Genomic DNA, 26,321 nt, shown 5'->3' on the forward strand with positions numbered 1-26,321 from the left:
TGCCGGCAAGAGTTCACCGGGCGGTCGCCGCCCGGACGACCGGGCGTCGCCGGAGGCCGGGAGGCCGGCCCTAGCGTGCCCGACGTGACGACGTTCGTGGCACTCGGCGACTCGCTCACCGAGGGGGTCGGCGACCCCCATCCGGACTACCCGAACGGCTGGCGTGGCTGGGCCAAGCTCGTCGCCGACGCGCTGGGCACGCACACGGAGGACGCGGCCTACGTCAACCTCGCGCTGCGGGGTCGGCGCGTGGCGCAGGTGCTCGAGCACCAGGTGCCCGTGGTGGTAAGGGCCCGGCCGTCGCTCGCGACGGTCTGGGCGGGCGGCAACGACCTCCTCCTGCCGCGCGTCGACGTCGACGTCGTGGCCGCGACGCTCGACGCGGTCGTCGCGGCGGTGGCGGCCCCGTCCACCCGCGTCGTGGTGCTGACCGTCCCCGAGGTCACCGTCACGCCCCTGCTGCGGCGTGCGCGTCCGCGCGTCGTCGCCTACAACGACCGGGTCCGGGCTCTCGCGGAGCGTCGGGGCGCGACCCTCGTGGACGTCGCCGATCTCGGCCGCTGGGGACCGGACGCGTTCTGTGTCGACCGGGTGCACCTCAACGCGTGGGGGCACCGGCTCGTCGCCCACCGGGTGGCGGACGCGCTCGGCGTGGGCCCGGTGCGGGGCTCGCGCCGGGAGGCCGCGCCGGGGCACCGCCCCACCGCACCGCGCTGGGCCGAGGAGGCCCGGTGGTGGACGGGCGCCGTCGTCCCGCACGTGTGGCGCTGGGGGACGATGGCCGGTCGCCGGGACCGACGGGAACCGAAGTGGGCCGAGCCGGTCCCGTGCGTCGGGAGGCTCGCGGGCCGGGAGGCGGCGTCCGGCCTCACACCGTGAGCCGCGCGTGCTCCTGGGTGGCCGCGGCGACGACGACGACGGCCGCGACGAGCGCGGCGAGGCCGACCGGGACGGACGCCGGCTCGTCGGCGAGGCGGCCCCACCCGGCCCACGCCAGGCCCCACGCGAGGGCGACCGCGACGGACCACCGACCGCCGAACCGCCGGGCGAGCCCCACCCCGACGGCGGCGACGAGGCCGACCCCCACGAGCGCGAGCACCGTCGCGAGCGCACCGCCGTCGAGACGCACACCGCTCGAGGAGAGGGCGGCGAAGACGTTGGCGGCCGACGCGACGACGACCCAGCCGAGGTAGAGGCCGAACGTCCCGTCGACGAGCACCGACTCCCCGACCCCGTACGACGGCGTCCGCTGCAAGCGGTCGACGAGGGCGAACAGGGTCGCTGCCAGCGCGAGGATGACGACGACGCTCACCCACACCCAGCCCTGCTGGGTCACCAGGAGCCACGACGCGTTGAGGACCATCGACGCCGCGGCGAGCCATCCCGTCGCGCGGTGCCGCCGGTCGGTCGCGTGCTCGGGCAGCCACTGCCAGACGGTGTACCCGAGGAGGCCGAGGTAGATCGGGGTCCAGATCGAGAACGCCGGCCCCGCGGGGGCCAGGAGCGTGGCGTCGGCGGCGAGCGCGCCGCCGGCGGAGTCCTCGACCTGCGTCCCGAGGACGCCGAGCCCGACGAGGGTCCCGACGACGCAGAACACCTCCGCGACGGTCACCACCACCTGACGGCGTCGGTCCTCGGCGGTCGGCGTGCTGCCGGTCGTCACGGTGGCCATGCCCCACGGTATCCCGGCGGGATACTGGGCCCATGACCGAGCACCTCCTCGTCTTCCCCGACCGCGACGTGGCCGAGCAGGTCGCCGACGAGCTCCGCGACGAGGGGTTCACGGAGGTCCGGGTCGTCCGCGAGGCGCTCTCCGGCGAGGACGACGCCGAGGACCACGAGTGGGCCGTGCACGTCGTCGTCGAGGGCGACCGGGACATCCCCGACCTGCGGGAACGGCTCTCGGCTCTCGCGCAGGAGCGTGACGGCTGGTACGACCCGACCCCGCTCGGGTAGGGACCGCTGCATGGACATCACCGACATCACGCTCGTGCCCGTCCCCCGTGACCGGCGCTCGGCCTTCGAGGAGTTCTCGCGGCGGATGGCCCAGGTCTACCTCGAACACGGCGCGACCTCGGTCGTGGACCACTGGCAGGTCGAGGACGCGGTGGGTCAGGCGGACTTCCACGCGGCGGAGTACGCGGCCGACGCGCTGGGCGACGTGGCCGGCCTCGTGTCCACGGGGCCGAGCGAGGCGGTCGTCGTCACGCTGACGCGGTGGCCCTCCCGGGATGTCCGCGACCGGGGTGTCGCCGCCGCGCTCGCCGACCCCCGCGTGGTGGCCACCCTCGACGAGGAGCCGGTCTTCGACGGTGCACGGGTTCGCGGTGGCACCTTCGAGGTCTCGCTCGAGGCCCGGCGCGGGGCGGATCGACCGGACACGGTCGTTCCGGAAGGCGACGGGCGGTCACCGCGTCGATAGCGTGGGGTCGCCGGGGGTCCCGCCCCGGGTCCCGACCCGAGAGGAGTGACGATGCCGTCACTCGCCCCTACCGCGGTCGTCGCCGCGGACGCCGTCGAGCCCGCCTACTCCTCCGGCGTGCTCCTCCTCGTCGCCGCCGGTGCCGTCGGCGTGCTGCTCTTCCTCATCATGAAGCTGCGGATGCACGCCTTCGTGGCGCTCGTGCTCGTCAGCCTGCTCACGGCCGTCGTCACCCGCATCCCCTTCGCCGACGTCGTGCCGACCCTCCTCGACGGCTTCGGCGGCACGCTCGCCAACGTCGCCCTCCTCGTCGGGCTCGGCGCGATGATCGGCCGCCTGCTCGAGGTGAGCGGGGGCGCGCAGGTCCTCGCCGACACGCTCGTCTCGCGGTTCGGGGAGAAGCGCGCACCGCTGGCCCTCGGCGTCGCGTCGCTGCTCTTCGGCTTCCCGATCTTCTTCGACGCCGGGCTCGTCGTCATGCTGCCGATCATCTTCAGCGTCGCGCGGCGCTTCGGCGGCTCGGTCCTCACGTACGCCCTGCCGGCGGCCGGTGCCTTCGCCGTCATGCACGCGTTCGTCCCACCGCACCCGGGGCCGGTCGCGGCCGGGGAGATCCTCGGGGCCGACATCGGCCTCCTCGTCGTCGTGGGCCTGCTCGTCGGCCTGCCGACCTGGTACCTCGCCTCCTACCTCTTCGGGACCTGGACCGGGCGGCGCATCGACCAGGCCGTCCCCGAGCTGCTGTCGGGCGGCGCGAAGGAGCCGGAGGGCTCGGACGACCTGCCGCCGCCGGCGTTCGCGACGGTCATGGGCCTGCTCCTGCTGCCGCTCGCCCTCATCTTCCTCAACACCGGGCTCAACACCCTCGCGACGGCGGGGGTCGTCGACGGGGACGCGACCTGGGTCGGGCTGCTGCGGATGATCGGGCAGACCGCCGTCGCCCTGCTCGTCACCGTGCTCGTCGCGACCGCCGTGCTCGGCCGGGGTCGCTCGAAGTCCGACGTCGAGCAGCTGCTCAACGGCGCGCTCGCCCCGGTGTGCGCGATCATCCTCATCACCGGCGCGGGCGGCATGTTCGGCGGCGTGCTGCGGGCCAGCGGCATCGGCGAGGCGCTCGCCGGGTCGCTCGAGGGCGTCGGCCTGCCCGTCATCGTCGCCGCCTTCCTCGTCGCGACCGCGCTGCGGGTGGCGCAGGGCTCGGCGACCGTCGCGCTCACGACGACCGCCGGCCTCATCGCGCCGACCGTCGAGGCGGCCGGGTCGCTGAGCAGTATCGACCTCGCCTGCGTCGTCGTCGCCATCGCGTGCGGCTCGACCGTCCTGTCGCACGTCAACGACTCCGGCTTCTGGCTCGTCGGCCGCTTCCTCGGGATGGACGTGCGCACGACGTTGCGGACGTGGACGGTCATGGAGACCCTCATCGGCGTCGTCGGGTTCGCCCTCGCGGCCCTCGTGAGTGTCGTCCTGTGAGCGTCCCCGAGGGGCCCGGCCCCGGGCACGGCCGCACCCGGCACGTCGTCGTCATGGGCGTGTCCGGGTGCGGCAAGTCGACGGTGGCACAGGGGATCTCCGACGCGGTCGGGCTGCCGTTCGCCGAGGCGGACCGGTTCCACCCGGAGACGAACATCGCGAAGATGTCGGCGGGGACGCCGCTCACCGACGCCGACCGTCGGCCGTGGCTCGCCGAGCTGGCGGCGTGGATGGCCGCCCAGGCGCGGGAGGGGCAGTCCACCGTCATGGCCTGCTCGGCCCTGCGCCGGTCCTACCGCGACATCCTGCGGCACGGCCCGCCGCAGGTGCAGTTCGTCCACCTCGACGGTCCGGCCGACCTCATCGCGGCGCGGATGTCCGCCCGTCCCGACCACTTCATGCCCCCCGCCCTCCTGGAGTCGCAGGTGGCGACCCTCGAGCCGCTCGAGCCGGACGAGGACGGGGTCGTCCTCGACCTGCGGCGCGATCCCGAGACGCTCGTCGACGAGGCGGTGCGCTGGCTCGGCCGGCACTGACGGGGGTGCGTGGCGCGGGTTGAGTGGAATAGACTCAACTTTGTTCAGTGTTGACGACACTGACGACGACCTTCGCACGAGCAGGAGACCCGACGGATGGAGCTGAAGCCCACGACCAAGGTGGCCGAGGCGCTGGCCCTCGCCCAGCGCGCCGCGCAGCAGGCGGGCCACGCCGAGATCACCCCCGACCACCTCACGAGCGCCGCGCTCCGCCTCGACACGCCGCTCGCCGACGCCCTCCTCGGCGCGGCGGGTACCGGTGCAGCCCACGTCCTGGGCCAGGCCGACGCCCGGCTGCGGACCCTGCCGACCGCGAGCGGGGGGTCGTCCGCCCCCACGTTCGGCCGGGAGGCGCTCGCCGTCCTCCAGCAGGCCGACACCCTCATGCGCGCGACGGGAGACACCTTCCTCGCCCTCGACCTGCTCCTGCTCGCCCTCGCCGAGACCGGCCACCTCGCCGCCGTCGAGAAGCGTGGCGCGGCGGACATGGAGGCCAAGCTCACCGAGCTGCGGGCCGGGCGCACCGTGACGTCCGAGACCCCGGCGGAGGGCGGGGAGGCGCTGCAGCAGTACGGCACCGACCTCACCCAGGCCGCCCGCGACGGCCGCCTCGACCCCGTCATCGGCCGGGACGACGAGATCCGCCGGGTCGTGCAGGTCCTCTCCCGCCGGACGAAGAACAACCCCGTCCTCATCGGCGACCCCGGCGTCGGCAAGACCGCCGTCGTCGAGGGTCTCGCCCAGCGCATCGTCGACGGCGACGTCCCCGAGTCCCTGCGCGGCAAGCGGCTCGTGAGCCTCGACCTCGGGGCGATGGTCGCCGGGGCCAAGTACCGCGGCGAGTTCGAGGAGCGGCTCAAGGCCGTCCTCGAGGAGATCACCGGCAGTGACGGCGAGGTCGTCACGTTCATCGACGAGCTGCACACCGTCGTCGGGGCCGGCGCGACCGGTGAGTCGGCGATGGACGCCGGCAACATGCTCAAGCCGCTCCTCGCGCGTGGGCAGCTGCGGCTCGTCGGGGCGACGACGCTCGACGAGTACCGCGAGCACGTCGAGAAGGACCCGGCCCTCGAGCGCCGCTTCCAGCAGGTGTTCGTCGGCGAGCCGTCGGTCGAGGACACCGTCGCGATCCTCCGCGGCCTCAAGGAGCGCTACGAGGCGCACCACAAGGTCGAGATCGAGGACTCCGCCCTCGTCGCGGCGGCCTCGCTGTCCGACCGGTACATCACCGGCCGGCAGCTGCCGGACAAGGCGATCGACCTCGTCGACGAGGCCGCGTCCCGGCTGCGGATGGAGATCGACTCCAGCCCCGTCGAGATCGACGTCCTGCGCCGCCAGGTCGACCGGCTGCGGATGGAGGAGCTGCACCTCGCCCAGGAGAGCGACGAGGCCTCGAAGGAGCGGCTCGAGCGGCTGCGTGCCGACCTCGCCGACCGCACCGAGGAGCTCGACGCCCTCAACGCCCGGTGGACCGCCGAGAAGGAGGGCCTGAACCGGGTCGGTGACCTCAAGGCCCGCCTCGACGACCTGCGCACGCAGGCCGAGCGGCTCCAGCGCGACGGCGACTACGGCGGCGCGTCGAAGCTGCTCTACGGCGACATCCCCGCCCTGCAGACCCAGCTCGAGGCCGCCCAGGCCGCGGAGTCCGCGAGCGCCGAGGCCGACCTCATGGTCAAGGAGCGGGTGGGGGCCGACGACATCGCCGAGGTCATCGCGGCGTGGACCGGCATCCCCGCCGGACGGCTGCTCCAGGGCGAGACCGAGAAGCTGCTGTCGATGGAGTCGATCATCGGCTCCCGCCTCATCGGGCAGTCCGGCGCGGTCCGTGCGGTGTCCGACGCGGTGCGCCGGGCGCGGGCGGGCATCGCCGACCCGGACCGCCCCACCGGGTCCTTCCTCTTCCTCGGGCCGACCGGCGTCGGCAAGACCGAGCTCGCGAAGTCGCTCGCGGACTTCCTCTTCGACGACGAGCGGGCGATGGTCCGCCTCGACATGTCGGAGTACGCCGAGCGGCACGCCGTCGCCCGACTCATCGGCGCCCCTCCGGGGTACGTCGGGTACGAGGAGGGCGGCCAGCTCACCGAGGCCGTGCGGCGCCGGCCGTACTCGGTCGTCCTGCTCGACGAGGTCGAGAAGGCGCACCCGGAGACGTTCGACATCCTGCTCCAGGTGCTCGACGACGGCCGGCTCACCGACGGGCAGGGCCGCACCGTCGACTTCCGCAACGTCATCCTCGTCATGACCTCCAACCTCGGCTCGCAGTACCTCGTCGACCCGACCCTCGGGCCGGACGAGCGGCGCGAGGAGGTCATGGGGGTCGTGCGGCAGGCGTTCAAGCCGGAGTTCCTCAACCGGCTCGACGAGGTCGTCGTCTTCGACGCCCTCTCGACCCACGAGCTGGCCCGGATCGTCGACCTCCAGGTCCACGAGCTCGGGGCGCGGCTGCGCGACCGCCGCATCGACCTCGAGGTGTCCGACGACGCCAAGTCCTGGCTCGCCGAGCGCGGCTACGACCCGGCGTTCGGGGCACGGCCGCTGCGCCGGCTCGTCCAGCGCGAGATCGGTGACCGGCTCGCGACCGCCCTGCTCGCCGGCGAGGTCCGCGACGGCGACACCGTCCGCGTCGGCCTCGACCCCGACGCGGACACGCTCCGCCTCACCTGACCCACCCGCCTCCCCTTTTCGGGGTGACCCCGAAATGTCCCCCGACACAAGGGAAACGTTCTCTTGTGTCGGGGGACGTTCTCTTGTCTCGCGCTCGCCGGGCCGGCCACGACGTCGCGGGCGGCCACCGGCACCGGAGCGCGTCAGGGTCGGACCGCAGGCGTAGCGTCGGCGGCATGGCCACGATCAGCGACATCCTCACCGACGCCCTCGACCGCGTCCGGGAGAGCGTCCACGTCCTCCTCGACGACGTCCCGCAGGAGCAGCTCGCCACCCCGCCCGCCCCCGGTGCCAACACCGTCGCCTGGCTCGTCTGGCACACGACCCGGGTGCTCGACACCCACGTGGCCGACGCGTTCGACCGCGACGTCGTCTGGACGACCGGCGGCTGGTCCGAGCGCTTCGACCTGCCCTTCCCCGCGAGCGCGCACGGGTACGGGATGTCCTACGACGAGGTCCTCGCCGTCCGGGCCGACGCCGAGGACCTGCGCGGCTACTTCGACGCGACGCACGCCCTCGTCGCCGACGCGCTGCGCACCCTCGACGACGCCGACCTCGACCGCGTCGTCGACGAGGACTGGGACCCGCCGGTGACGCTCGCCGTCCGGCTCGTCAGCGCCCTCAACGACGCCACCCAGCACGTCGGCCAGGCGGCCTACGCGGCGGGCATCCTCACCCGGCCGTAGTCGACGCCCGGGGTCGCTGCCCCGGGCCCTGGACACCTGCCCCCCTCGTCGGCACCCCGGCACGACCCGACGGGCCGGCACGGGCGAGGATCGGGTCATGCCCGAGCTGCCCGAGGTCGAGTCCGCCCGTGCCGTCATCGAGCGGTCGGCCCTGCACCGCACGATCACCGACGTCGACGACAGCGACTCGTGGGAGTGCCGTCCGCACCCGCCGGGCGAGATCCGCGACGCCCTCGTCGGGCACCGGCTCACCGCAGCGCACCGCCGGGGCAAGTCGATCTGGTGCGAGCTCGGCGGGGACGCCCCACCGCTCGGCATCCACCTCGGGATGAGCGGTCGCATCCTCGTCGTCGGCCCCGAGGGCGAGGACGAGGGCGGCGACTACCAGGGGAGCGGCCGGCGCCGTCCGCGACGGCGCAAGGAGGAGTGGTACCGGTTCACCCTGACCTTCGAGGGGGGCGGTCGGATGCGGTTGCTCGACCCGCGCCGGCTGGGTCGGATCCGCCTCGACCCGGACGTCGACGCGCTCGGCCCGGACGCCGAGGAGATCACCCGGGAGCAGTTCCGCGAGCGGATCGGCACCGGGAAGGCCCCGGTCAAGGCGCGGCTGCTCGACCAGCAGCGGGTCGCGGGAGTCGGCAACCTGCTCGCCGACGAGGTGCTGTGGCAGGCCGAGATCGACCCCCGCCGCCCCGCGGGTGAGCTGTCCACCGAGGAGCTCGACGAGCTGCGCCGACGCCTGCGGTCCGCGATCCGCACGGCCGTGCGTCAGGGCGGCGTGCACACCCTCGAGGTGGTCCGGCACCGAGGGGCGTCGGGACACTGTCCCCGGTGCGGGAGCGAGATGGCCCGCGCGACGGTCGGCAGCCGCACGACGTGGTTCTGCCCCCGCGAGCAGCGCTGACCGACAGCAGCCGACCTGCGAGCAGCCCCGACCCACCTCAGGCCGAGCGGGACGCCCCCGGGCTCGAGCCGGCGCCGTCGACCCCGACCGGGACCTCGAGCGGACGGACGCCGCTCAGCCACTTCCGGTAGTGGACGTGCCCGGACCACCGGGCCAGCTCGTCCCAGAGGGCGGCGTGCGCCTCCCAGGGCAGCGGCTCGGCGCCCTCGCTCCAGGACGCCCCGAACGACACCCACACCGGCACCCAGTGCTCCGCGTCGTCCCACGCGCCGCGCTTGGCGATGAGGGTCCGGCGCCGGTACTGGAACGCCTGGCGGGGCCCGTCGGTGCAGTTCGGGGCGGTCGCCATCGGCCACACCCGTAGGTCGAGGTGCATGAGCGCGACCTCGAGCTCCCCGAGGACCGTGGGGTCGACGAGGACCGTCGCGACGATCTCGTGGGGCGGGCGCGTCATCACGGCACGCTAACCCGCGAGGCCGTCCCGCGTCAGCCCCCGGTCAGGTGACCGGACGGTCCTCGAGCTCGACGACGACCGGCGCGTGGTCGCTGGCCCCCTTGCCCTTGCGCTCCTCACGGTCGATGGCCGCGCCCGCGACCCGCTCGGCGAGGGACGGCGAGCCGAGGACGAAGTCGATGCGCATGCCCCGCCGCTTGGGGAAGGCCAGCCGCTGGTAGTCCCAGTACGTGTACGTGCCGGGACCCGGCGCGTGCGGTCGGACGACGTCGACGAACCCGGACTCGAGGAAGGCGGAGAAGGCCGCCCGCTCGGGCGGGCTCACGTGCGACTTGTCCTCGTAGTACTCCATCGACCACACGTCCTCGTCCTGCGGGGCGATGTTCCAGTCGCCGCAGAGCGCCACCGGGGTGCCGTCGGCCGCCCAGTCCTCGGCCCGGTCCCGCAGCCGGGCGAGCCACTCGAGCTTGTACGCCATGTGCGGGTCGTCGAGGGCGCGGCCGTTGGGCACGTAGAGGGACCACATCCGCACCCCGCCGCACGTCGCGCCGATGGCGCGGGCCTCCGCGGCCACCGGCTCGCCCCACCCCGGGTCGCCCTCGAACCCCACCTGCACGTCCTCGAGCCCGACGCGGGAGAGGACGGCGACGCCGTTCCACTGGTTCACCCCGTGGTGGGCGACCTCGTAGCCGAGCGCGCGGAGCCGCTCGTAGGGGAACTGCTCGTCCTTGGCCTTCGTCTCCTGCATCGCGAGGACGTCGACGTCGGTGCGGCGCAGCCACTCCTCGACCCGGTCGACACGGGAGCGGATGGAGTTGACGTTCCAGGTCGCGATACGCACGCCGTCACCCTAACGACCGCGACCGACGGTCCCCGCACCGTGCGATGCTGGCGACAGACCCACCCGCGACGCAGGAGGTGCCGTGCCGATCCCCGGGGCAGCCGTCCACGACGTCCCGACCTCCGGTGGCACGGTGCACGTGGCCGTCGCCGGGTCGGGGTCCCCCGTCCTGCTCCTCCACGGGTACCCGCAGACCCACGAGATGTGGCACCGCGTGGCGCCCGCGCTGGCGGAGGAGCACACCGTCGTCGCCGCCGACCTGCGGGGGTACGGCGACAGCACCGCGCCGGCCGCGCAGCCGGACCACGCGACGTTCTCGAAGCGGGCGAGCGCCGCCGACCTGCTCGAGGCGATGGCGACCCTCGGCCACGACCGCTTCGCCGTCGTCGGGCACGACCGGGGCGCCCGGGTGGCCCACCGGCTCGTCCACGACCGTCCCGACGTCGTGACCCGGATGGCGGTCCTGGACATCGCGCCGACCCTGCACATGGTCGAGCACGCCGACGCGCGGTTCGCGACCGGCTACTACCACTGGTTCTTCCTCGCCCAGCCGGACGGGCTCCCGGAGCGGCTCGTCGGCGCCGACCCCGAGGGTTTCCTCCGCGAGACGCTGCGCCGCTGGTCCGCCCCCGGGGCGCGGTTCGACGAGGACGCCGTCACCGCCTACGTCCGGGCCTTCTCCCGGCCCGAGGTCCTCCACGCCTCGTGCGAGGACTACCGCGCCGGGCTCGGCGTCGACCTCGAGCACGACCGGGCGAGCCGGGACCGGCGCGTCGAGGTCCCGCTGCTCGTCCTGTGGGGAGCCGACGGCTTCGTGGCCCGTACGTACGACGTCCTCGACGTGTGGCGCGGGTACGCCGCCGACGTGCGCGGCCACGCCGTCCCGGGCGGGCACTTCTGCCCCGAGGAGGCCCCCGACGAGGTCCTCGCCGCCCTGCTCCCCTTCCTCGCCGAGGGCGTGTCGTGACCACCGCGCTCGTCACCGGGGCCACCGCCGGGATCGGGCTGGCCTTCGCCCGGCGGCTCGCCCGCGACGGTCACGACCTCGTCCTCGTCGCCCGGGACCGCGCCCGGCTCGAGCGGCTGGCCGCCGAGCTGCGCGCCGCGCACGGCCACGCCGTCGAGGTCCTCGTCGCGGACCTCGCCGACCGCCGGCAGACCCAGGACGTCTGCGACCGCCTCGCGGACCCCGCCCGGCCCGTCGACGTCCTCGTCAACAACGCCGGGTTCGGCCAGGAGCGACCGTTCGTCGACAACGACGTCGCGCGTGAGGAGGCCGCCCTCGACGTCATGGTGCGAGCCGTGCTCCTCACGAGCCACGCCGCGGCCGGGGCGATGCGCGCCCGGGGCCGCGGGTGCATCCTCAACGTCTCCTCCGTCGCCGGGTGGATGGCGAGCGGCTCCTACTCCGCGCACAAGTCCTTCGTCACCGTGCTGTCCGAGGCGCTCGCCGGCCAGCTGCGCGACACCGGCGTCACGGTGACGGCGGTCTGCCCCGGCCTGACCCGCACCGAGTTCCACGACCGCGCCCGGATGCGACGGCCCGGGGTCCCCGCCGGGCTCTGGCTCGACGCCGACGACGTCGCGGCGCAGGCCCTCGCCGACGCGGCCGCCGGGAGGGTCGTCTCCGTCCCCGGGCCGCAGTGGACCGCCCTGTCCCTGCTCGTGCGGGCGCTGCCGCGGCCGGTCGTCCGGGGTGCCGGGGCGCGGCTGCTCGACCGGGTCCGCGGCCGCCGCTGACGAGCGGGCGGGGGCGCACTACGGTGGGCCGCGTGAGCGACATCGCCGCCGACCGTGACCGGCTCCAGACGATCATCCGGGACAAGGCCGTCGTGCACGGCCGCGTCACCCTCTCCTCCGGCAAGGAGGCCGACTACTACGTCGACCTCCGCCGGGTCACCCTCGACGGGGAGGCGAGCCCGCTCGTCGGCCGGGTCATGCTCGACCTCGTCGCCGACCTCGACTTCGACGCCGTCGGCGGGCTGACCCTCGGCGCCGACCCCGTCGCCACCTCGATGCTCCACGCCGCCGCGGCCGCCGGGCGCCGGCTGGACGCGTTCGTCGTCCGCAAGGCGGGCAAGGCGCACGGCCTGCAGCAGCGGATCGAGGGGCCGGGCATCGAGGGCCGGCGGGTCCTCGTCGTCGAGGACACCTCGACGACCGGTGCCTCCCCGCTCGAGGCCGCGACCGCCGCGCAGGAGGCGGGGGCGACCGTCGTCGCCGTCGCGACGATCGCCGACCGAGCGACCGGCGCCGACCGGGTCTTCGCCGACGCCGGCCTCGACTACCGCCACGTGTACGGGCTCGCCGACCTCGGCCTCGCCTGACGACCGAGCCCGCTCCGCACGCCTCCCGGGCGTCGGCTTCCGCACCCGCGGCGCCACCACCCGCACCGCACGACGACGGCCCGCCCCCTGCCGGGGACGAGCCGTCGTCGTGCGGGGTCGGTCAGACCTTGACCTTCTGCACCTCACCGGACTGGACCCGCGAGAGGTACCCGTGGATCTCCTTCCGGATGACCGGCGCGAGCAGGTAGAGCCCGATGATGTTCGGCAGGCTCATGAGGAAGATCATCGAGTCGGACACGAGGATGACCGGGTCGAGCGCCACGACCGAGCCGAGGATCGTCGCGATGAGGAAGACGACCTTGAAGCCCTGCTCCGCGGCGAAGTTGTCGCCGAAGAGGTAGCCCGTGGCCTTCATCCCGTAGTACGCCCAGCTGATCATCGTCGAGAACGCGAAGAGCACGACGGCGAGCGCGAGGACCGTCGGGAACCACGGCAGCACCGTCTCGAACGAGTCGGAGGTCAGGGCGACGCCGCCGAGCTCCGAGGCGTCCGGGTTCTGGTAGGTCCCCGTGATGACGATCGTCAGAGCGGTGAGCGTGCAGATGACGACGGTGTCGATGAACGGCTCGAGCATCGCGACGAAGCCCTCGGTCGCGGGCTCCTTCGTCTTCACCGCGGAGTGCGCGACCGACGCCGAGCCGAGGCCCGCCTCGTTCGAGAACGCCGCCCGCTGGAAGCCGACGATGAGCGCACCGATCGCGCCGCCTGCGACACCCTCGGGGCTGAAGGCGCCCGAGAAGATCGCCCCGATGGCGTCCGGCAGCGCCGTGACGTTCCACAGGATGACGATGAGCGAGGCGACGAGGTAGAGGACCGCCATGAACGGGACGATCTTCTCCGTGACGCGGGCGATGCTCTTGACGCCGCCGATGATGACCAGGCCCGCGGCGATGGCGAAGAGGACGCCGATGATCCACGGGTTGCTGCCGAGGAAGCCGTCGTCGCCACCGGTGACGTCGACGATCTGGGCGGTCGCCTGGTTCGACTGGAACATGTTCCCGCCACCGAGCGCGCCACCGATCATGAAGATCGCGAAGAGGACGGCGAGGACGCTGCCGAGACCGCCCATGCCGCGCTCGGCGAGGCCCTTCTTGAGGTAGTACATCGGGCCGCCGGACACGGTGCCGTCGCTGTGCTCGTTGCGGTACTTCACCCCGAGCATGCACTCGGCCATCTTCGTCGCCATGCCGAGCAGGCCCGCGAGGATCATCCAGAACGTCGCGCCCGGGCCGCCGAGCGAGATGGCGATGGCGACACCGGCGATGTTGCCGAGGCCGACGGTGCCGGACACGGCGGTCGCGAGGGCCTGGAAGTGCGACACCTCGCCGACCTCGTCGGGCTGGGTGTACTTGCCCCGGACGAGGTCGACGGCCAGGCGGGGGCCGCGCACCTGCATGAAGCCGAGGTAGATCGTGAAGAAGGTCCCGGCGATGACGAGCCACACCACGATGAGCGGGAGGCTGGCACCGGCCACGGTGACGGAGTAGAAGACGACGTTGCCGACGCCGTTGGCGAAGGACTCGAAACCATCTGCGATGTTCATCAGGGCACCACCGTCACGGGGATCTTGGCTTGCTGGACGAGCCGGCTGGCGACGGAACCGAACACGGCCTCGCGCAGGCCGCCGTCACCGGTCCGGCCGACGATGAGGTGGACCGCGCCGTGCTTGGTGGCGAGGTCGCTCATGGTGTCGGAGGGCTTGCCGTGGGTGACGATCTCCTCGTGGGCCACGCCGCCCTCCTCGGCGATCTTCGCCATGGGGACGAGGATCTGCTCCTTGGCGGCGTTGGTCTCGTTGACCTTCTCCCGCTGTCGGTGCTCGTTCTCCGTGGGGGTCTGGAAGGAGTACGGGGACCACGGGATGACGTGGACCAGCACCACCTTCCAGTCGTTCTTCTGGGCGCGATCGACAGCGAACTCCACCGCTCGGGTGGAGACGTCGCTGTTGTCGACGCCGACGACGACGGTCTCCATGGTGTTGGGCCCTCCCGGTCCCTCGATCCGTATGAGTGCCGATGACCCTAGACCGCTCGCGTGATGTGCGCCATAACCCACGCGCCGCGAGTTTGCGCCGCCGTCTCGTCCATCGGGGTGCGCGAGTGCCGGTTTCCCGACCCCGGACCCGCGGCGTGGGGGCCCGCCCCGGCGGTGCCCGGCACCGTCGGGAGGCCACGACGCGCCGTACCGGCGGGCGTCGCCGCGGCGCGTCGTGACCCCTCGACCCCGCGGTCGGCCCGCTGGGTCAGGCCTTCGGCGACTGCGCCGGGAGGAGCAGGGCGTAGACGTTCCAGGGGCGCGCTCCCTCGGGGTGCTCGCGCCGGGTCCGCCCGCGGAAGGAGCGGACGACCTCCTGGAGCCGCTCGCGGATCTCGGTCTCCTCGTCGTCGGTGAGCCAGAGCCGTCCGCGTGCGGTCATCCCGTGCTCGTCGCCGGCGGCGACCGACGCCGCCAACCGGTCGAGGTCGTCCCCGAGGTCGCCGAACCACGCGTGGACCGAGGTTCGGCTGGAGTCGACGCCGGCCGCCCGGTGCGCGTCCGGCGTCACGGTGATCGACGACGCGGTGGCGCGCCACGGTCGCTCGCGGCCGTCGCTGCTCTCGTCCCGCTCGACGATGCCCCACCGCTCGAGGGCGCGGAGGTGGTAGCTCGTCGCCGACGGGCTGAGGCCGACGAGCCGGGCCGCCTCGGTGGCGGTGAGGACCTCGCCGGAGAAGAGCTCGGTGATGACGCGCTGACGCGCCGGGTGGGCGAGTGCCCGCAACGCCCGAGGGTCGGTGATCCGCAGCTCGGAGCGGCCGTCCTCGTCCCGCGCAACGCGTGCCATGGCGCCAGGCTAGTTGACCAGGGATTCGTGAAGCACTACCTTCACAAATGTGAAACAGATACTTCACGAGTACGCGACGGTGCTGCGGGACCGCACCGTCCGCCTGCTCCTCGCCGCCGCGGCGGTGAGTGTCCTCGGGGACTCGGCGGCGATGGTCGCGCTCGTCCTGCGGGCCCACGCGAGCGAGCGCGGGCCGTGGGCGGTCTCCGTCCTGCTCCTCGCCTTCGCCCTGCCGGTCGTGCTCACGATGGGTCCCGCCGGTGCCCTCGCCGACCGGGCCGACCCGCGTCGTGTCCTCGTGGCGACGGCCCTCGTCCAGACCGGCGCCGCGCTCGGCCTCGCCGTCGTGAGCGGGGTCGTGGCGACCGTCGTCCTCGTCCTCGTCCTCCAGACCGCCTTCGCCCTCGGCCACCCGACGTGGAGCGCGATCGTGCCCCGGCTCGTCCCACCCGGCGGCGCCGGGCGGGTCGTGGCCCTCCAGCAGTCCCTCCGCGGCGTGGCCGGTCCCGCGGGGGCCGCCGTCGGCGGGGTCCTCGTCCAGTGGCACGGACCCTCGACCGCGCTCGTCCTCGACGCCCTGACCTTCCTCGGTCTCGCCGCAGTGGCGCTGACCCTTCCCCGTGCCGCCCGCCCGCGGCCACGACCGGGCGGGGCAGCCCGGCGCTGGACGGCGTCGATCCTCCCCGGCGACGGGCTCAGGGAGCTGCGGACCGACCGCGTCCTGCTCGTCCTCGTCCTGTCGCTCCTGCCGATGATCGTCGCGCTGGAGTCGGTGAACGTCGCGGAGGTCTTCCTCGTCCGGGACGTCCTCGGGGCGAGTGCGGCGCAGTACGGGCTCGCCGAGGCCGTGACCGGCGGCAGTGCGGTGCTCGGGGCGGTGCTCGGTGGCTCGCTGACGCGCCGGGCCTCGCGCACCCGTGCCGTCCTCGGCGGCGTCGGCCTGCTCGGGCTGGTCCAGGTCGGACAGGGGCTCGCACCGGGCCTCCTCGTCTACCTCGTCCTCGGCGCCGGGCTGGGTCTCGTCCTCGGGCTCGTCAACGCCCTCGTGGTCGCCCTCGTCCTCGACGAGCTCGCCGCGGACCACCGCGGGTCGGTCCTCGCCCTCGTGGGCGGCCTCTCCCGGGCGGCCTCCGCCCTGGCCCTCGTCGCCGGTGGGGTCGTCAGCGCCGTCGCCGGCCCGCGCACGCTCTACGTCGTCGCCGGTGTCACAGGCGTGCTGGTCGCGCTCGTCGCGGCGTGGCTCGTCCACCGGTCGATGGACCGTGGATCCACCGCCCGGGTCTCGACCGACGCGGTCGCGGCCACCACCCTGGAGGCATGACAGAGGCCATCCGCATCCGAGGTCTGCGCAAGACGTACGGCACGCACCGCGCCGTCGACGACCTCGACCTCGACGTCCGGGCCGGCGAGGTGTTCTCGCTCCTCGGCCCCAACGGGGCCGGCAAGACGACGACGGTCGAGATCCTCGAGGGGTTCCGGTCGCGGGACGCCGGGGACGTGAGCGTCCTCGGCACCGACCCGCACCGGGCGCCGCGCGCCTGGCGCGACCGCATCGGCATCGTCCTGCAGTCGACCGGCGGGCTCGACCTGCTCACGCCCCGCGAGGTCCTGCGCAGTGCCGCGAAGAGCTACCGCCGGCCCCGCGACGTCGACGAGGTCCTCGACCTCACGGGGCTCACCGCGAAGGCCGACGACCGGACGGTCGGCCTGTCCGGGGGCCAGCGTCGCCGCCTCGACGTCGCCCTGGGCATCGTCGGCCGGCCCGACCTGCTCTTCCTCGACGAGCCGACGACGGGGTTCGACCCGCAGGCCCGGCGCGACTTCTGGGGACTCATCCGCTCCCTCGCGCACGACGGCACGACGATCCTCCTCACGACCCACTACCTCGACGAGGCCGAGCACCTCGCCGACCGGGTCGGCGTCATCGCGGCCGGCCGGCTGCTCGCGCTCGACACCCCCGCGGCTCTCGGCGGTCGGCAGGGCGCGGAGGCCACGGTCTCGTGGGAGGAGGGCGGCGAGCGACGCACCCGGCGCACGACCACGCCCACCACCGAGGTCTCCGCCCTGGCCGCCCGGTTCGCCGGGGAGGTGCCCGGGCTCACCGTCACCCGGCCGAGCCTCGAGGACACCTACCTCTCGCTCATCGCCCCGCACGTCGACGCGGCCGACCCGGTCGCCGCCACGGAGGTCCCCGCATGACGACGCTCGCCCTCGGGCTCGACCGCACCGCCGTCGAGCTGCGGATGTACTCGAGGGAGAAGGAGTCGGTCTTCTTCTCCTTCCTCTTCCCGATCCTCCTGCTCGCCCTCTTCTCGACCGTCTTCGGCGCCCAGTTCGAGGACGGGGGCTCGCAGATGTCGGCGTCGCGCTTCTTCCTGCCCGGGATGATCGCGGCCGGCGTGCTCCTCACGTCCTTCCAGACGATGGCCCTGTCGGTCGCGACCGAGCGGGACGACGGCAGCCTCAAGCGGCTGCGCGCCACCCCGATGCCGCCCGTCGCCTACTTCCTCGGCAAGGTCGGCCTCGTCGCGGTGACCTCGCTGGCCCAGCTGGTCCTGCTCCTCGCCGTCGCCCGCCTCGTCTACGACGTCCCGATGCCGACGGGCGCCGACCGGTGGGCCGTCTTCGCCGGCGTCTTCGCCCTCGGGGTGCTCAGCGGGACGGTCCTCGGCGTCGCCTACTCCTCGCTCGCGACGTCGCGGGCGATCGGCGCCGTCGTCATCGGCCCGATCCTCGTCCTGCAGTTCATCTCCGGGGTCTACATCGGCTGGGACAGCATCCCGGGATGGCTCCAGCAGGTCGCCGCGCTCTTCCCGCTCAAGTGGATCGCCCAGGGGATGCGGTCGGTGTTCTACCCCGAGGGCATGGTCGGGCTCGAGATGGCGGGGTCGTGGGAGACCGGCCGGACCCTCCTCGTCCTCGCGGCGTGGTCGGTCGTCGGGCTCGTGCTCTGTGTCACGACCTTCCGGTGGACGAAACGGGGGAGTGTGTGACGGCTGCGCCGCCGGTCCCCACGCGCGACGATGGAAGCGTGAGCGCGACGGCGACCGAGACCGACGGCTGCGAACGGCCCGAGGGCTCGTCCAGCGGCGCCCTCGACGCGTGGTGGCACCGCCAGCTGCCGTGGTGGCACGGCCTCTTCGTCGTCGTCCTCGGGGCGGCGCTCGTCGTCGCGGTCCTCGACGACCCGGGGCCGCACGGCCGGTGGGTCTCCCCGGTCCTCCTCCTCGTCATCGGAGGGGCGTACGCGGGCCTCGGGGTGCGGGGGCTGCGGGACGACCGTCGCGCCGGTCTCGCGTACCAGGTCCTCGCCTGGACCCTCCTCGTCGCGGTCCAGTGGCTCGACCCGGGCACCGAGGCCTGGATGCTCTACTTCGTCCTCTACCCGCAGATGTGGGCGATGCTCTCGGCGCGACAGGCGGTCGCCGGAACCGTCCTCACCCTCACGGCCTTCGGGGTCACGCGGTACGTCCAGAGCGGCTACGACGACGGAACCTTCGGCCCGATCGTCGTGTCCTCCGTCATCTCGCTCGGGGTGAGCCTGGCCCTCGGCCTGTTCATCCACCGGATCGTCGGCGAGGCCGACGCCCGGGCCACGACGATCGACGAGCTCCGGGCGACCCAGGCCCGGCTCGCGGCGGTCGAGCGGGACCGCGGCGTCCAGGACGAGCGCGAGCGCATCTCGCGGGAGATCCACGACACCCTCGCGCAGGGATTCACCTCCGTCGTCACCCTGAGCCGGGCCGCCGACGCCGCGCTCGCCCGCGGCGACGTCGACACCGCGCGGGAGCGGCTCGCCCTCGTCGAACGCACCGCGACCGACAACCTCGCCGAGGCCCGGCTCATCGTGGCCGAGCTCACCCCGGGGCACCTGCAGTCCCGCAGCCTCGCCGAGGCCCTCGTCCGGCTCGGCGACGCCGTCGGCCGGGAGACCGGGCTGCGGACCGAGGTGCGGGTCGACGGGGAGCCGGCACCGCTCGGCGGCGCCGCCGAGGTCGTCGTCCTGCGGACCGCGCAGGAGGCGCTCGCCAACGTGCGACGGCACGCGGGCGCCGGACACGTCGCGGTCGCCCTCAGCTACCGGCCGGAGCGGGTCGTCCTGTCCGTCGCGGACGACGGCTGCGGCTTCGACGCGGACACGGACCACCGGGGCTTCGGGCTCGACGGGGTCCGCGCCCGGGCCGCGCAGGTCGGTGGCCGCGTCGACCTGCTCAGCGGGCCGGGCGCGGGCACGACGCTCACCCTCGAGGTGCCGCGGTGATCCGCCTGCTCGTCGTCGACGACCACCCCGTCGTGCGCGCAGGGATGGTCGCGGTGCTCGGCGAGGAGGCGGACCTCGAGGTCGTCGGCGAGGCAGCGGACGGGGCGGAGGCGCTCGCGGTGCTCCCCCGGCTCGCCCCGGACGTCGTCCTCATGGACCTGCGGATGCCGGTGCTCGACGGTGCCGAGGCGACGCGGCGGATCGGCGCCCTGCCAGACCCGCCGCAGGTCCTCGTCCTCACGACGTACGACACCGACGCCGACATCGTCCGGGCCGTCGAGGCCGGCGCCCGGGGCTACCTCCTCAAGGACGCCCCGACGGCGGTGCTCACGGACGCGATCCGGCGGGCCGCCCGGGGCGAGACCGTCCTCGCGCCTCCCGTCGCCGCCCGGCTCGCCGAGCGGCTGCGGGCTCCCGCCGGGACGGACCTCACCGGCCGCGAGGTCGAGGTGCTCGCCCTCGTCGGCCGGGGCCTGTCGAACGCCGAGATCGGCCGGTCGCTCTTCATCGGGGAGGCGACGGTCAAGACCCACCTCGTGCGGGCCTTCGCGAAGCTCGGGGTGGCGGACCGGACCGCGGCCGTCGCCGAGGCGCACCGGCGGGGTCTCGTCGACCTGTCCTGACCCGTCGGTCGGGGCCGGTCGCCCCTCGTCGGTCAGGACGCCTCGGCGGCGTCCTCGGACAGCGGGGCGTCGTTGCGGTGGCGCAGGTACTCGACGACGATCGGGATGCTCGTCACGACGACGAAGACGAGCACCGCGAGGTCCGGGTGGTCGCGCACCCACGGGACGCCGCCGAGCAGGTAGCCGACGAGGGTGATGCCGACGACCCAGACGAGCGCCCCGACGAAGGACCACGTGAGGAAGAACCGGCGGTGCATCCGGCTCACGCCCGCGACGACGGTGATGTACGTGCGGACGACGGGCACGAAGCGGGCGAGGACGAGCGCCGCCGCGCCGTAGCGGTCGAAGAAGACCTCGGTGCGGGCGATGTGCTGGCGCTTGACGATGCGGCCGTCGCGTTCTCGCAGCGGCGCGCCGGCCCGTCTGCCGATCTCGTAGCCGGCGACGTTGCCCCCGATGGCGGCGAGGACGAGGGCGCCCATCGCGACGAGGAGGTGGTCCTCGAGCCGGCCGTTCGCGATGAAGATGCCGGTCATGAACAGGAGGATGTCGCCCGGCAGGAAGGGGAAGAAGAGGCCGCACTCGACGAAGACGATGAGGACGGCGATCCACAGGAACGCCTCGCCGTAGGTGTCGAGGAGGTACTCGGGCTGCAGCCACTGCGGACCGAGGGTGGGGATCACTCCTCCAGAGTATGCGGGGCCACGGACACCGTTCGCCTACCCTCGCGTCGTGGACGAGGAGCGGCAGGTCGGGGTCGGGCCGTGGGAGGGGTCGTGGCCCGACGGAGACCACTGGGACCCGGACCTGCTGCGGGACGGGGACCGCCGCAACGTCGTCGACCGGTACCGCTACTGGCGGATGGACGCCGTCGTCGCCGACCTCGACACCCGCCGTCACCCGGTCCACGTCGCGATCGAGAACTGGGGCCACGACCTCAACATCGGCTCGGTCGTGCGGACGGCGAACGCGATGAACGTCGCCGCCTTCCACGTCGTCGGCCGGCGTCGCTGGAACCGCCGCGGGGCGATGGTCACGGACCGCTACCAGCACGAGCACCACCACCCGGACGCCGCGGCGCTCGTCGCGTGGGCGGCCGCGGCCGGGGCGGGAGGCGACCGCCTGCCGCTCGTCGGGGTCGACAACGTCCCGGGGTCGGTCGCGCTCGAGACCCACGATCTGCCGCGCGCGTGCGTCCTCGTCTTCGGCCAGGAGGGCGACGGGCTCACCCCGGCGATGCAGGAGGCGTGCGACGTCGTCCTCCACATCGCCCAGTTCGGCTCGACCCGCTCCATCAACGCCGGCGCTGCGGCCGCGGTCGCGATGCACGCCTGGGTGCGGCGGCACGTCTTCGACCAGCCCGTGCGGCCGGCCCCGGAATAGCCGCCCGCCGGCCGCCGCTGAGCCAGGGGTGAGCACCCCGAGCCCGACCCTGTCCGTCCTCGACCTCGTCCCGGTCCGCACCGACCAGACCAGCGGCGACGCCCTCGCCGCGACCCGGTCCCTCGCCCGGGTCGCCGACGCCCACGGGTACGAGGGCTACTGGCTCGCCGAGCACCACAACATGCCGGCCGTCGCGGCGACGAACCCGCCGGTCCTCATGGCGATGGTCGCCGGAGTCACCGAGCGCATCCGGGTCGGCTCGGGCGGCGTCATGCTCCCCAACCACGCCCCGCTCGTCGTCGCCGAGCAGGTCGCCCTCCTCGAGGCCGCCTTCCCCGGCCGGGTCGACCTCGGCATCGGGCGGGCGCCCGGGACCGACCCGGTCACGTCGTGGGCGCTGCGCAGCGGGGGTGGCGGCGTGGAGGCCGACGCCGTCGACCGCTTCCCCGACCACGTCGACCAGGTCCTCGCGATGATGTCGCCCGAGGGCGCCGCGCTGCGGCTGCCGAGCGGCGACCACGTGCTGCGGGCGACGCCCCGGGCGACGTCGACGCCGACGATCTGGCTGCTCGGCTCGTCGGACTACTCGGCCCGCCTCGCCGCCTCGCGGGGGATGCCGTACGTCTTCGCGCACCACTTCTCGGGCCGGGGCACGGCGGAGGCGCTCGCGCTCTACCGGGACGGCTACGAGCCGTCCGAGGCGAACCCGGACCCGCGCACGCTGCTCACGGTCAACGTCGTCGTCGCTCCGACCGCGGAGGAGGCGCGGCGGCTCGCCGAGCCGAACCTGCGCCAGATGGTCACCCTCCGCACCGGGCAGCCGCTCACCCCGCTCCCGCTCGTCGAGGAGGCGGAGGCCGCCCCGCTCGCGCCCGCCCACGCCGACCTCGCGGACCAGATGCTCGAGCGCTGGGTCGTCGGGACGCCGGACGAGGCGGCCCGCCGGGTCCGGGACCTCGCCGCGACGTTCGCGGTCGACGAGGTCATGGTCCACCCCGTCGCGGGTGCCCTCGCCGGGACGGCCCCGGACAGCGCGCCGGCGCGCGAGCGGACCCTCGCCCTCCTCGCCGACGCGCTGTCCTGACGGACCGCCCGACGCCCTCTTCGGGTCCGCCGACGACGAAAGTCCGGTAGACCTGTCGAGAGCGGCCGGTCCCGATCGTCACGGGGGTGAGGCCGCGACGCGCGCGGCCCGGACCCGAGGAGCACGAGATGACCGAGTACGTCGTCCTCATCGTCGGTGACGCCGACCGCTGGTGGACCACCATGGACCGCGACCAGCGGGTCGCCGGCTACGCCGAGTACACCCGCTTCGCCGAGGAGCTGTCGCGACGCGGCCACCGGATCACCGGTGGCGCCGAGCTGCACGCGACGGGCGAGGCCAAGCGCATCCCACCGGGTGGCGGGCCCGTCACCGACGGGCCGTTCACCGAGACGGCCGAGCAGGTCGGCGGCTTCTACCAGGTGGAGTCCGAGGACCTCGACGACCTCCTCGACTGCTGCCGCATCATCGCGGCCGTCGGGGACGGCGTCGAGGTCCGCCGCACCGTCACCCCGGAGGACCGTCCCTCATGAGCCGTCACCTCGTCCTGCTGCCCGCTCCCGAGGCCGAGTGGGCGCGGCTGCCGCCCGAGGAGCACGAGAAGGGGATGCGCAGCCATCAGCAGTTCCACCGCGACCTCGCCGCCGGCGGACACTCGATCGTCGTCGCCGGCCCCCTCACCCCGTCGGCCGAGGCCGTCTCGATGCGTCCCGACGGCTCCGGGGGCGCGCTCGTGACCGACGGCCCGTTCCTCGAGTCCGTCGAGCAGATGGTCGGCTTCTACCTCGTCGACAGCCCGGACCGCGACGACCTCGTCCGCATCTGCACCGAGTTCTCCGCCCGCGGCGAGCTCATCGAGCTGCGCGACATGGTGGCCGACGGCGAGCACGACCACGGCGGTGCGTCGTGACGCGCTACGTCGTCCTCGTCGCCTACCGCCCCGGGGACTGGGAGCGGGCCGACGAGGCCGAGCGGCAGACGTACTTCGACGCCCACCACGCCTTCGAGCGGTACGTCGACGAGCACGGGACGCGGCTGTCGAGCGGCGCCCTGTGCGACGCCGACACCGCGACGACCCTCTCTCCGGGGACGGGCGGGGAGCGGGTCGTCACCGACGGGCCCTACGCCGAGCTCGCGGAACAGGTCGGTGGCTACTACGACGTCGAGCTCCCCGACCTCGACACGGCCATCGCCGCGGGGCGGCTGCTGCCGGCCGCCTACACCGTGGAGATCCGGCCCGTCCTGCGGATCGAGGGGTACGAGTCGGCGTGACGCCGGACGCGGCGCTCGAGCAGGTCGTCCGGGTCGAGTGGGGGCGCCTCGTCGCGCTCCTGCTCGGCCGGTTCCGCCGCCTCGACCTCGTCGAGGACGCGCTCGCGGACGCCGTCGAGACCGCCGCGCGCCGCTGGCCCCGCGACGGCACCCCCGACGACCCGGCGGCGTGGCTGCACACCGCGGCCCGCCGCCGGGTCCTCGACCGGCTGCGCGCGGAGGCGATGGCGCTGCGGAAGGCGCCGCTGCTCGTCGTCGAGGCCGAGCGCGGACCGGGAGGAGGAGCGATGGCCGACCCCGGCGGGATCGTGGAGGACGACGTCCTGCGTCTCGTCCTCATGTGCTGCCACCCCGCCCTCGCCCCGGAGGTCGCGAGCGCCCTCGCGCTCCGGCTCGTCGTCGGGGTGACGACCGCCGACATCGCCCGGCTCTTCCTCGTCCCCGAGGCGACGATGGCGGCCCGGCTCACCCGCGGCAAGAAGAAGATCGTCGCCGCCGGCATCCCGTACGCCGTCCCCGCCGCCGCCGACCTGCCCGACCGGATGCGCACCGTCGCGCAGACCGCCTACCTCGCGTTCACCGCCGGGTACGCCCCCGGCTCCGGGACGGACCTGCTGCGGGCCGACCTCGCCGGGGAGGCGGTGCGCCTCGTCCGGACGACGCTGGCCCTTCGCCCCGAGGAGCCGGTGCTCCGGGCGCTGCTCGCCCTCGTGCTCCTGCAGCACTCGCGACGCGACGCCCGCGTCGGACCCGACGGCCGGCTCGTCCTCCTGCCGGACCAGGACCGCGACCGCTGGCACCACGACGAGGTCGTCGAGGCCCTCGGGCTGCTCGCCGACGTGCCCGTCGGGACGGATCCCCTCACCGAGTCCTACCGCCTCCAGGCGGTGGTCGGCGCCCTCCACGCGACGGCGCCGTCGGCGTCGGAGACGCGCTGGGACCGGGTCTGCGAGGCGTACGACGCGCTCGCGGTCGTCAACCCGTCCCCGTCCGTGCGGCTCGCCCGGGCCGTCGCCGTCGCCGAGCGGGACGGCACGACCGCGGGCCTCGCGGCGCTCGAGGGACTCGACGAGGCCCTCCCGACGAGCCACCGGGTCCCGGCGGTCCGCGGCGAGCTGCTCGCCCGGCTCGGGGATCGTCCGGGAGCGGTCGCCGCGCTCGCCGTCGCGATCGACCGGTGCGGCAACGCCGTCGAGCGAGCCCACCTCACCGCCAGGCGGGACGGGCTGCTCGACCCGCCGTCCGCCCGCTGAGCAGGGCGACGCCGGCGAGGGGGAGCAGGGCCCACCACCACGAGAGGCCGTCGGTCCCGACGAGCCCCCGGGCCGCCATGACGCCGAGACCCCCGCAGCCGAGGACCGTCGCGGCGACCGGCCGCCAGGCCCCGGACGGACCGGCCGCCGGCCGGACGTCCTCAGCGGCGCCGACGAGGGCGACGACCCCCGCGGTCGCGACGGCGAGGACGCCCCACCACAGCGGCCGGGTCGCCCACCAGACCCCGGACAGCGGCTCGACACCCAGGCCCGGCCCGCCGAGCAGCATCGCCGCCCCGACGAGGAGGACCATGACGGTGAGGTGCCAGAGGTAGACGCTCATCATCCGGCGGCCGAGGACGACGGTGAGCCACCACACCCGGTCGCGCGCCGTCACCCGCCGTAGCACCGGCTCGGCCGCGAGGACCACTCCCGCCTGGAGCAGCCCGAGGAACCCCAGCGTGACGCGGGTCGGGTACGAGTTGTTCACGGCCGCGCCGTCGAGCCCGATCATCGACACGGGGTACGGCGCGAGCGCGACGAGGGTGACGAGGCCGGCACCACCGACGGCGGCGAGCCCGAGCCGGCGACGGGTCCCGCCGACGCGTCCGTCGAGCCAGGCGTACCCGAGCTGGTGCACGGCGCCCCAGACGACGACGTAGTTCGCGAACCCCACCCACCACGGGCCGACCGTGAGGCTCACGACGTCGACGACCCCGCCGAGCGCCAGGGCGACGACGACGCTCGCCCACCCGTGCCGCTCCCAGAGCCGGAGCGTCAGCGGGGCGAGCGCGCAGACGACGACGTACGCCGCGAGGAACCACGTCGGGACGAGCGCCACCTGCGAGGCGGTCCGCAGGGCCGCCCGGTCGACCCCCGCGGCGTCCGCGACGAGGACCAGCCCGACCCAGAGGAGCAGGAGCGGGACGACCGGGACGAGGAGGCGGCACAGCCGGGCTCGCAGCCAGTCCGTCGCGCCGTCGCCACGCTGGCGCGCCCGTCGCCAGGACAGGCCGTTGGCGTACCCGCCGACGAGGAAGAAGACCGGCATCACCTGGAAGACCCACGTCAGCGGGTGGGTCCACGTCGCCCGGTCGAGCACGGCGCCGGTCTCGAGCGCGCCGTCGCGGACGACGACCACCGCGACGAGCCAGTGCCCGAGGACGACGACGGAGAGGGCGGCGACCCGCAGGAGGTCGACGACGCGGTTGCGGTCGGTCGGGGTGGCCGCGGCGACGGCGGCGGGGGAGAGGGTCGACATGCGTCCAGGGTCCCGAGCGGGAGCGACGGGCGCCTGAGTAGCGCTACCGATGTCCGCCGGACCGCACCGCGCCAGGC

The 26,321-nt window shown here is 74.3% G+C and carries 30 protein-coding genes; 22 read left to right on the top strand and 8 right to left on the bottom strand.

Annotated features, from left to right (window positions below; genetic code table 11):
- Positions 1–84 precede the first annotated feature (84 nt).
- Positions 85–879, top strand: coding sequence for an SGNH/GDSL hydrolase family protein (locus tag KC207_RS15125; protein WP_211604154.1), 795 nt, complete (start codon positions 85–87; stop codon positions 877–879).
- Here the strand turns inward: KC207_RS15125 and KC207_RS15130 are convergent.
- Positions 869–1,672 carry a TspO-related membrane protein gene (locus KC207_RS15130; protein WP_211604155.1) on the bottom strand — a complete coding sequence of 268 codons (804 nt, stop codon included), beginning with the start codon at positions 1,670–1,672 and terminating at the stop codon, positions 869–871. The two genes, KC207_RS15125 and KC207_RS15130, sit on opposite strands and share 11 nt — an antisense overlap.
- A gap of 32 nt (positions 1,673–1,704) precedes the next feature.
- On the opposite strand from KC207_RS15130, the gene KC207_RS15135 reads away from it, so the two are divergent.
- From KC207_RS15135 to KC207_RS15165, 7 genes are all read left to right on the top strand, one after another.
- Positions 1,705–1,956, top strand: coding sequence for a ribonuclease E inhibitor RraB (locus tag KC207_RS15135; RefSeq protein WP_211604156.1), 252 nt, complete (start codon positions 1,705–1,707; stop codon positions 1,954–1,956).
- Positions 1,957–1,966: 10 nt separating this feature from the next.
- Positions 1,967–2,422: a DUF1428 family protein gene (locus KC207_RS15140; RefSeq protein ID WP_211604157.1), complete on the top strand. Its 456-nt coding sequence runs from the start codon at positions 1,967–1,969 to the stop codon at positions 2,420–2,422.
- Between the two features lie 51 nt (positions 2,423–2,473).
- On the top strand, positions 2,474–3,892 hold the full coding sequence (locus KC207_RS15145) for a GntP family permease (RefSeq protein ID WP_211604158.1): 1,419 nt from the start codon (positions 2,474–2,476) through the stop codon (positions 3,890–3,892).
- On the top strand, positions 3,889–4,428 hold the full coding sequence (locus KC207_RS15150) for a gluconokinase (RefSeq protein ID WP_249138776.1): 540 nt from the start codon (positions 3,889–3,891) through the stop codon (positions 4,426–4,428). Before KC207_RS15145 ends, KC207_RS15150 begins: the two co-directional genes overlap by 4 nt.
- Before the next feature lie 96 nt (positions 4,429–4,524).
- Positions 4,525–7,092 carry an ATP-dependent Clp protease ATP-binding subunit gene (locus KC207_RS15155; protein ID WP_211604159.1) on the top strand — a complete coding sequence of 856 codons (2,568 nt, stop codon included), beginning with the start codon at positions 4,525–4,527 and terminating at the stop codon, positions 7,090–7,092.
- A gap of 176 nt (positions 7,093–7,268) precedes the next feature.
- Complete coding sequence (locus KC207_RS15160) at positions 7,269–7,778, top strand: mycothiol transferase (RefSeq protein WP_211604160.1); 510 nt, start codon at positions 7,269–7,271, stop codon at positions 7,776–7,778.
- Positions 7,779–7,875: 97 nt separating this feature from the next.
- Positions 7,876–8,682 (top strand): Fpg/Nei family DNA glycosylase, encoded by an 807-nt coding sequence (locus KC207_RS15165; protein WP_211604161.1) that lies wholly within the window; start codon positions 7,876–7,878, stop codon positions 8,680–8,682.
- Positions 8,683–8,719: 37 nt separating this feature from the next.
- Here KC207_RS15165 and KC207_RS15170 read toward each other — a convergent pair whose 3' ends face one another.
- Together KC207_RS15170 and KC207_RS15175 are read right to left on the bottom strand one after the other, a co-directional pair.
- The gene (locus KC207_RS15170) at positions 8,720–9,136 is read right to left on the bottom strand and encodes a hypothetical protein (protein WP_211604162.1); all 417 of its coding nucleotides are present in this window, start codon (positions 9,134–9,136) and stop codon (positions 8,720–8,722) included.
- 43 nt (positions 9,137–9,179) lie between these two features.
- Positions 9,180–9,977 carry an exodeoxyribonuclease III gene (locus KC207_RS15175; RefSeq protein ID WP_211604163.1) on the bottom strand — a complete coding sequence of 266 codons (798 nt, stop codon included), beginning with the start codon at positions 9,975–9,977 and terminating at the stop codon, positions 9,180–9,182.
- A gap of 82 nt (positions 9,978–10,059) precedes the next feature.
- On the opposite strand from KC207_RS15175, the gene KC207_RS15180 reads away from it, so the two are divergent.
- Genes KC207_RS15180 through pyrE form a run of 3 tightly spaced genes read left to right on the top strand, consistent with a single transcriptional unit; the run spans position 10,060 to position 12,304 of the window.
- On the top strand, positions 10,060–10,944 hold the full coding sequence (locus KC207_RS15180; protein WP_249138777.1) for an alpha/beta fold hydrolase: 885 nt from the start codon (positions 10,060–10,062) through the stop codon (positions 10,942–10,944).
- Positions 10,941–11,717 carry an SDR family NAD(P)-dependent oxidoreductase gene (locus KC207_RS15185; protein ID WP_211604164.1) on the top strand — a complete coding sequence of 259 codons (777 nt, stop codon included), beginning with the start codon at positions 10,941–10,943 and terminating at the stop codon, positions 11,715–11,717. The genes KC207_RS15180 and KC207_RS15185 overlap by 4 nt, the downstream gene beginning before the upstream one ends.
- 32 nt (positions 11,718–11,749) lie before the next feature.
- Positions 11,750–12,304, top strand: coding sequence for an orotate phosphoribosyltransferase (gene pyrE / locus KC207_RS15190; RefSeq protein WP_211604165.1), 555 nt, complete (start codon positions 11,750–11,752; stop codon positions 12,302–12,304).
- Between the two features lie 121 nt (positions 12,305–12,425).
- Here the strand turns inward: pyrE and KC207_RS15195 are convergent, their stop codons facing one another.
- The 3 genes from KC207_RS15195 to KC207_RS15205 form a co-directional block, all read right to left on the bottom strand.
- Positions 12,426–13,868 (bottom strand): alanine/glycine:cation symporter family protein, encoded by a 1,443-nt coding sequence (locus tag KC207_RS15195; RefSeq protein ID WP_211604166.1) that lies wholly within the window; start codon positions 13,866–13,868, stop codon positions 12,426–12,428.
- Positions 13,868–14,299 (bottom strand): universal stress protein, encoded by a 432-nt coding sequence (locus KC207_RS15200; protein ID WP_211604167.1) that lies wholly within the window; start codon positions 14,297–14,299, stop codon positions 13,868–13,870. Before KC207_RS15200 ends, KC207_RS15195 begins: the two co-directional genes overlap by 1 nt.
- 268 nt (positions 14,300–14,567) lie before the next feature.
- Complete coding sequence (locus KC207_RS15205; RefSeq protein WP_211604168.1) at positions 14,568–15,149, bottom strand: ArsR/SmtB family transcription factor; 582 nt, start codon at positions 15,147–15,149, stop codon at positions 14,568–14,570.
- A 49-nt stretch (positions 15,150–15,198) separates the two neighbouring features.
- On the opposite strand from KC207_RS15205, the gene KC207_RS15210 reads away from it, so the two are divergent.
- Genes KC207_RS15210 through KC207_RS15230 form a run of 5 tightly spaced genes read left to right on the top strand, consistent with a single transcriptional unit; the run spans position 15,199 to position 20,033 of the window.
- Positions 15,199–16,470 (top strand): MFS transporter, encoded by a 1,272-nt coding sequence (locus KC207_RS15210; RefSeq protein ID WP_211604169.1) that lies wholly within the window; start codon positions 15,199–15,201, stop codon positions 16,468–16,470.
- Entirely contained in the window at positions 16,467–17,348 is an 882-nt protein-coding gene (locus KC207_RS15215; protein WP_211604170.1) for an ABC transporter ATP-binding protein, read from the top strand. Before KC207_RS15210 ends, KC207_RS15215 begins: the two co-directional genes overlap by 4 nt.
- The gene (locus KC207_RS15220; RefSeq protein WP_211604171.1) at positions 17,345–18,142 is read left to right on the top strand and encodes an ABC transporter permease; all 798 of its coding nucleotides are present in this window, start codon (positions 17,345–17,347) and stop codon (positions 18,140–18,142) included. Before KC207_RS15215 ends, KC207_RS15220 begins: the two co-directional genes overlap by 4 nt.
- A 38-nt stretch (positions 18,143–18,180) precedes the next feature.
- Positions 18,181–19,410: a sensor histidine kinase gene (locus tag KC207_RS15225; protein WP_211604172.1), complete on the top strand. Its 1,230-nt coding sequence runs from the start codon at positions 18,181–18,183 to the stop codon at positions 19,408–19,410.
- Positions 19,407–20,033, top strand: coding sequence for a response regulator (locus KC207_RS15230; RefSeq protein WP_211604173.1), 627 nt, complete (start codon positions 19,407–19,409; stop codon positions 20,031–20,033). The genes KC207_RS15225 and KC207_RS15230 overlap by 4 nt, the downstream gene beginning before the upstream one ends.
- Before the next feature lie 32 nt (positions 20,034–20,065).
- Here KC207_RS15230 and KC207_RS15235 read toward each other — a convergent pair whose 3' ends face one another.
- Positions 20,066–20,716: a DedA family protein gene (locus KC207_RS15235; protein ID WP_249138778.1), complete on the bottom strand. Its 651-nt coding sequence runs from the start codon at positions 20,714–20,716 to the stop codon at positions 20,066–20,068.
- A 49-nt stretch (positions 20,717–20,765) separates the two neighbouring features.
- On the opposite strand from KC207_RS15235, the gene KC207_RS15240 reads away from it, so the two are divergent.
- The 6 genes from KC207_RS15240 to KC207_RS15265 all read left to right on the top strand — a co-directional run bounded on the left by KC207_RS15240 (position 20,766) and on the right by KC207_RS15265 (position 24,983).
- Positions 20,766–21,416 (top strand): TrmH family RNA methyltransferase, encoded by a 651-nt coding sequence (locus KC207_RS15240; protein WP_249138779.1) that lies wholly within the window; start codon positions 20,766–20,768, stop codon positions 21,414–21,416.
- Positions 21,417–21,444: 28 nt separating this feature from the next.
- On the top strand, positions 21,445–22,500 hold the full coding sequence (locus KC207_RS15245) for an LLM class flavin-dependent oxidoreductase (protein WP_211604175.1): 1,056 nt from the start codon (positions 21,445–21,447) through the stop codon (positions 22,498–22,500).
- Positions 22,501–22,628: 128 nt separating this feature from the next.
- Positions 22,629–22,991: a YciI family protein gene (locus KC207_RS15250; RefSeq protein WP_211604176.1), complete on the top strand. Its 363-nt coding sequence runs from the start codon at positions 22,629–22,631 to the stop codon at positions 22,989–22,991.
- On the top strand, positions 22,988–23,368 hold the full coding sequence (locus KC207_RS15255; RefSeq protein ID WP_211604177.1) for a YciI family protein: 381 nt from the start codon (positions 22,988–22,990) through the stop codon (positions 23,366–23,368). Before KC207_RS15250 ends, KC207_RS15255 begins: the two co-directional genes overlap by 4 nt.
- Positions 23,365–23,730 (top strand): YciI family protein, encoded by a 366-nt coding sequence (locus KC207_RS15260; protein ID WP_211604178.1) that lies wholly within the window; start codon positions 23,365–23,367, stop codon positions 23,728–23,730. The genes KC207_RS15255 and KC207_RS15260 overlap by 4 nt, the downstream gene beginning before the upstream one ends.
- On the top strand, positions 23,727–24,983 hold the full coding sequence (locus tag KC207_RS15265) for an RNA polymerase sigma factor (protein WP_211604179.1): 1,257 nt from the start codon (positions 23,727–23,729) through the stop codon (positions 24,981–24,983). The genes KC207_RS15260 and KC207_RS15265 overlap by 4 nt, the downstream gene beginning before the upstream one ends.
- On the opposite strand, the gene KC207_RS15270 is transcribed toward KC207_RS15265, so the two are convergent.
- Entirely contained in the window at positions 24,937–26,244 is a 1,308-nt protein-coding gene (locus KC207_RS15270) for an acyltransferase family protein (protein WP_211604180.1), read from the bottom strand. The genes KC207_RS15265 and KC207_RS15270 overlap by 47 nt on opposite strands.
- Positions 26,245–26,321 lie beyond the last annotated feature (77 nt).

The sequence above is a fragment of the Phycicoccus avicenniae genome (genome assembly GCF_018139485.1).
Classification (GTDB): Bacteria; Actinomycetota; Actinomycetes; order Actinomycetales; family Dermatophilaceae; genus Phycicoccus; species Phycicoccus avicenniae.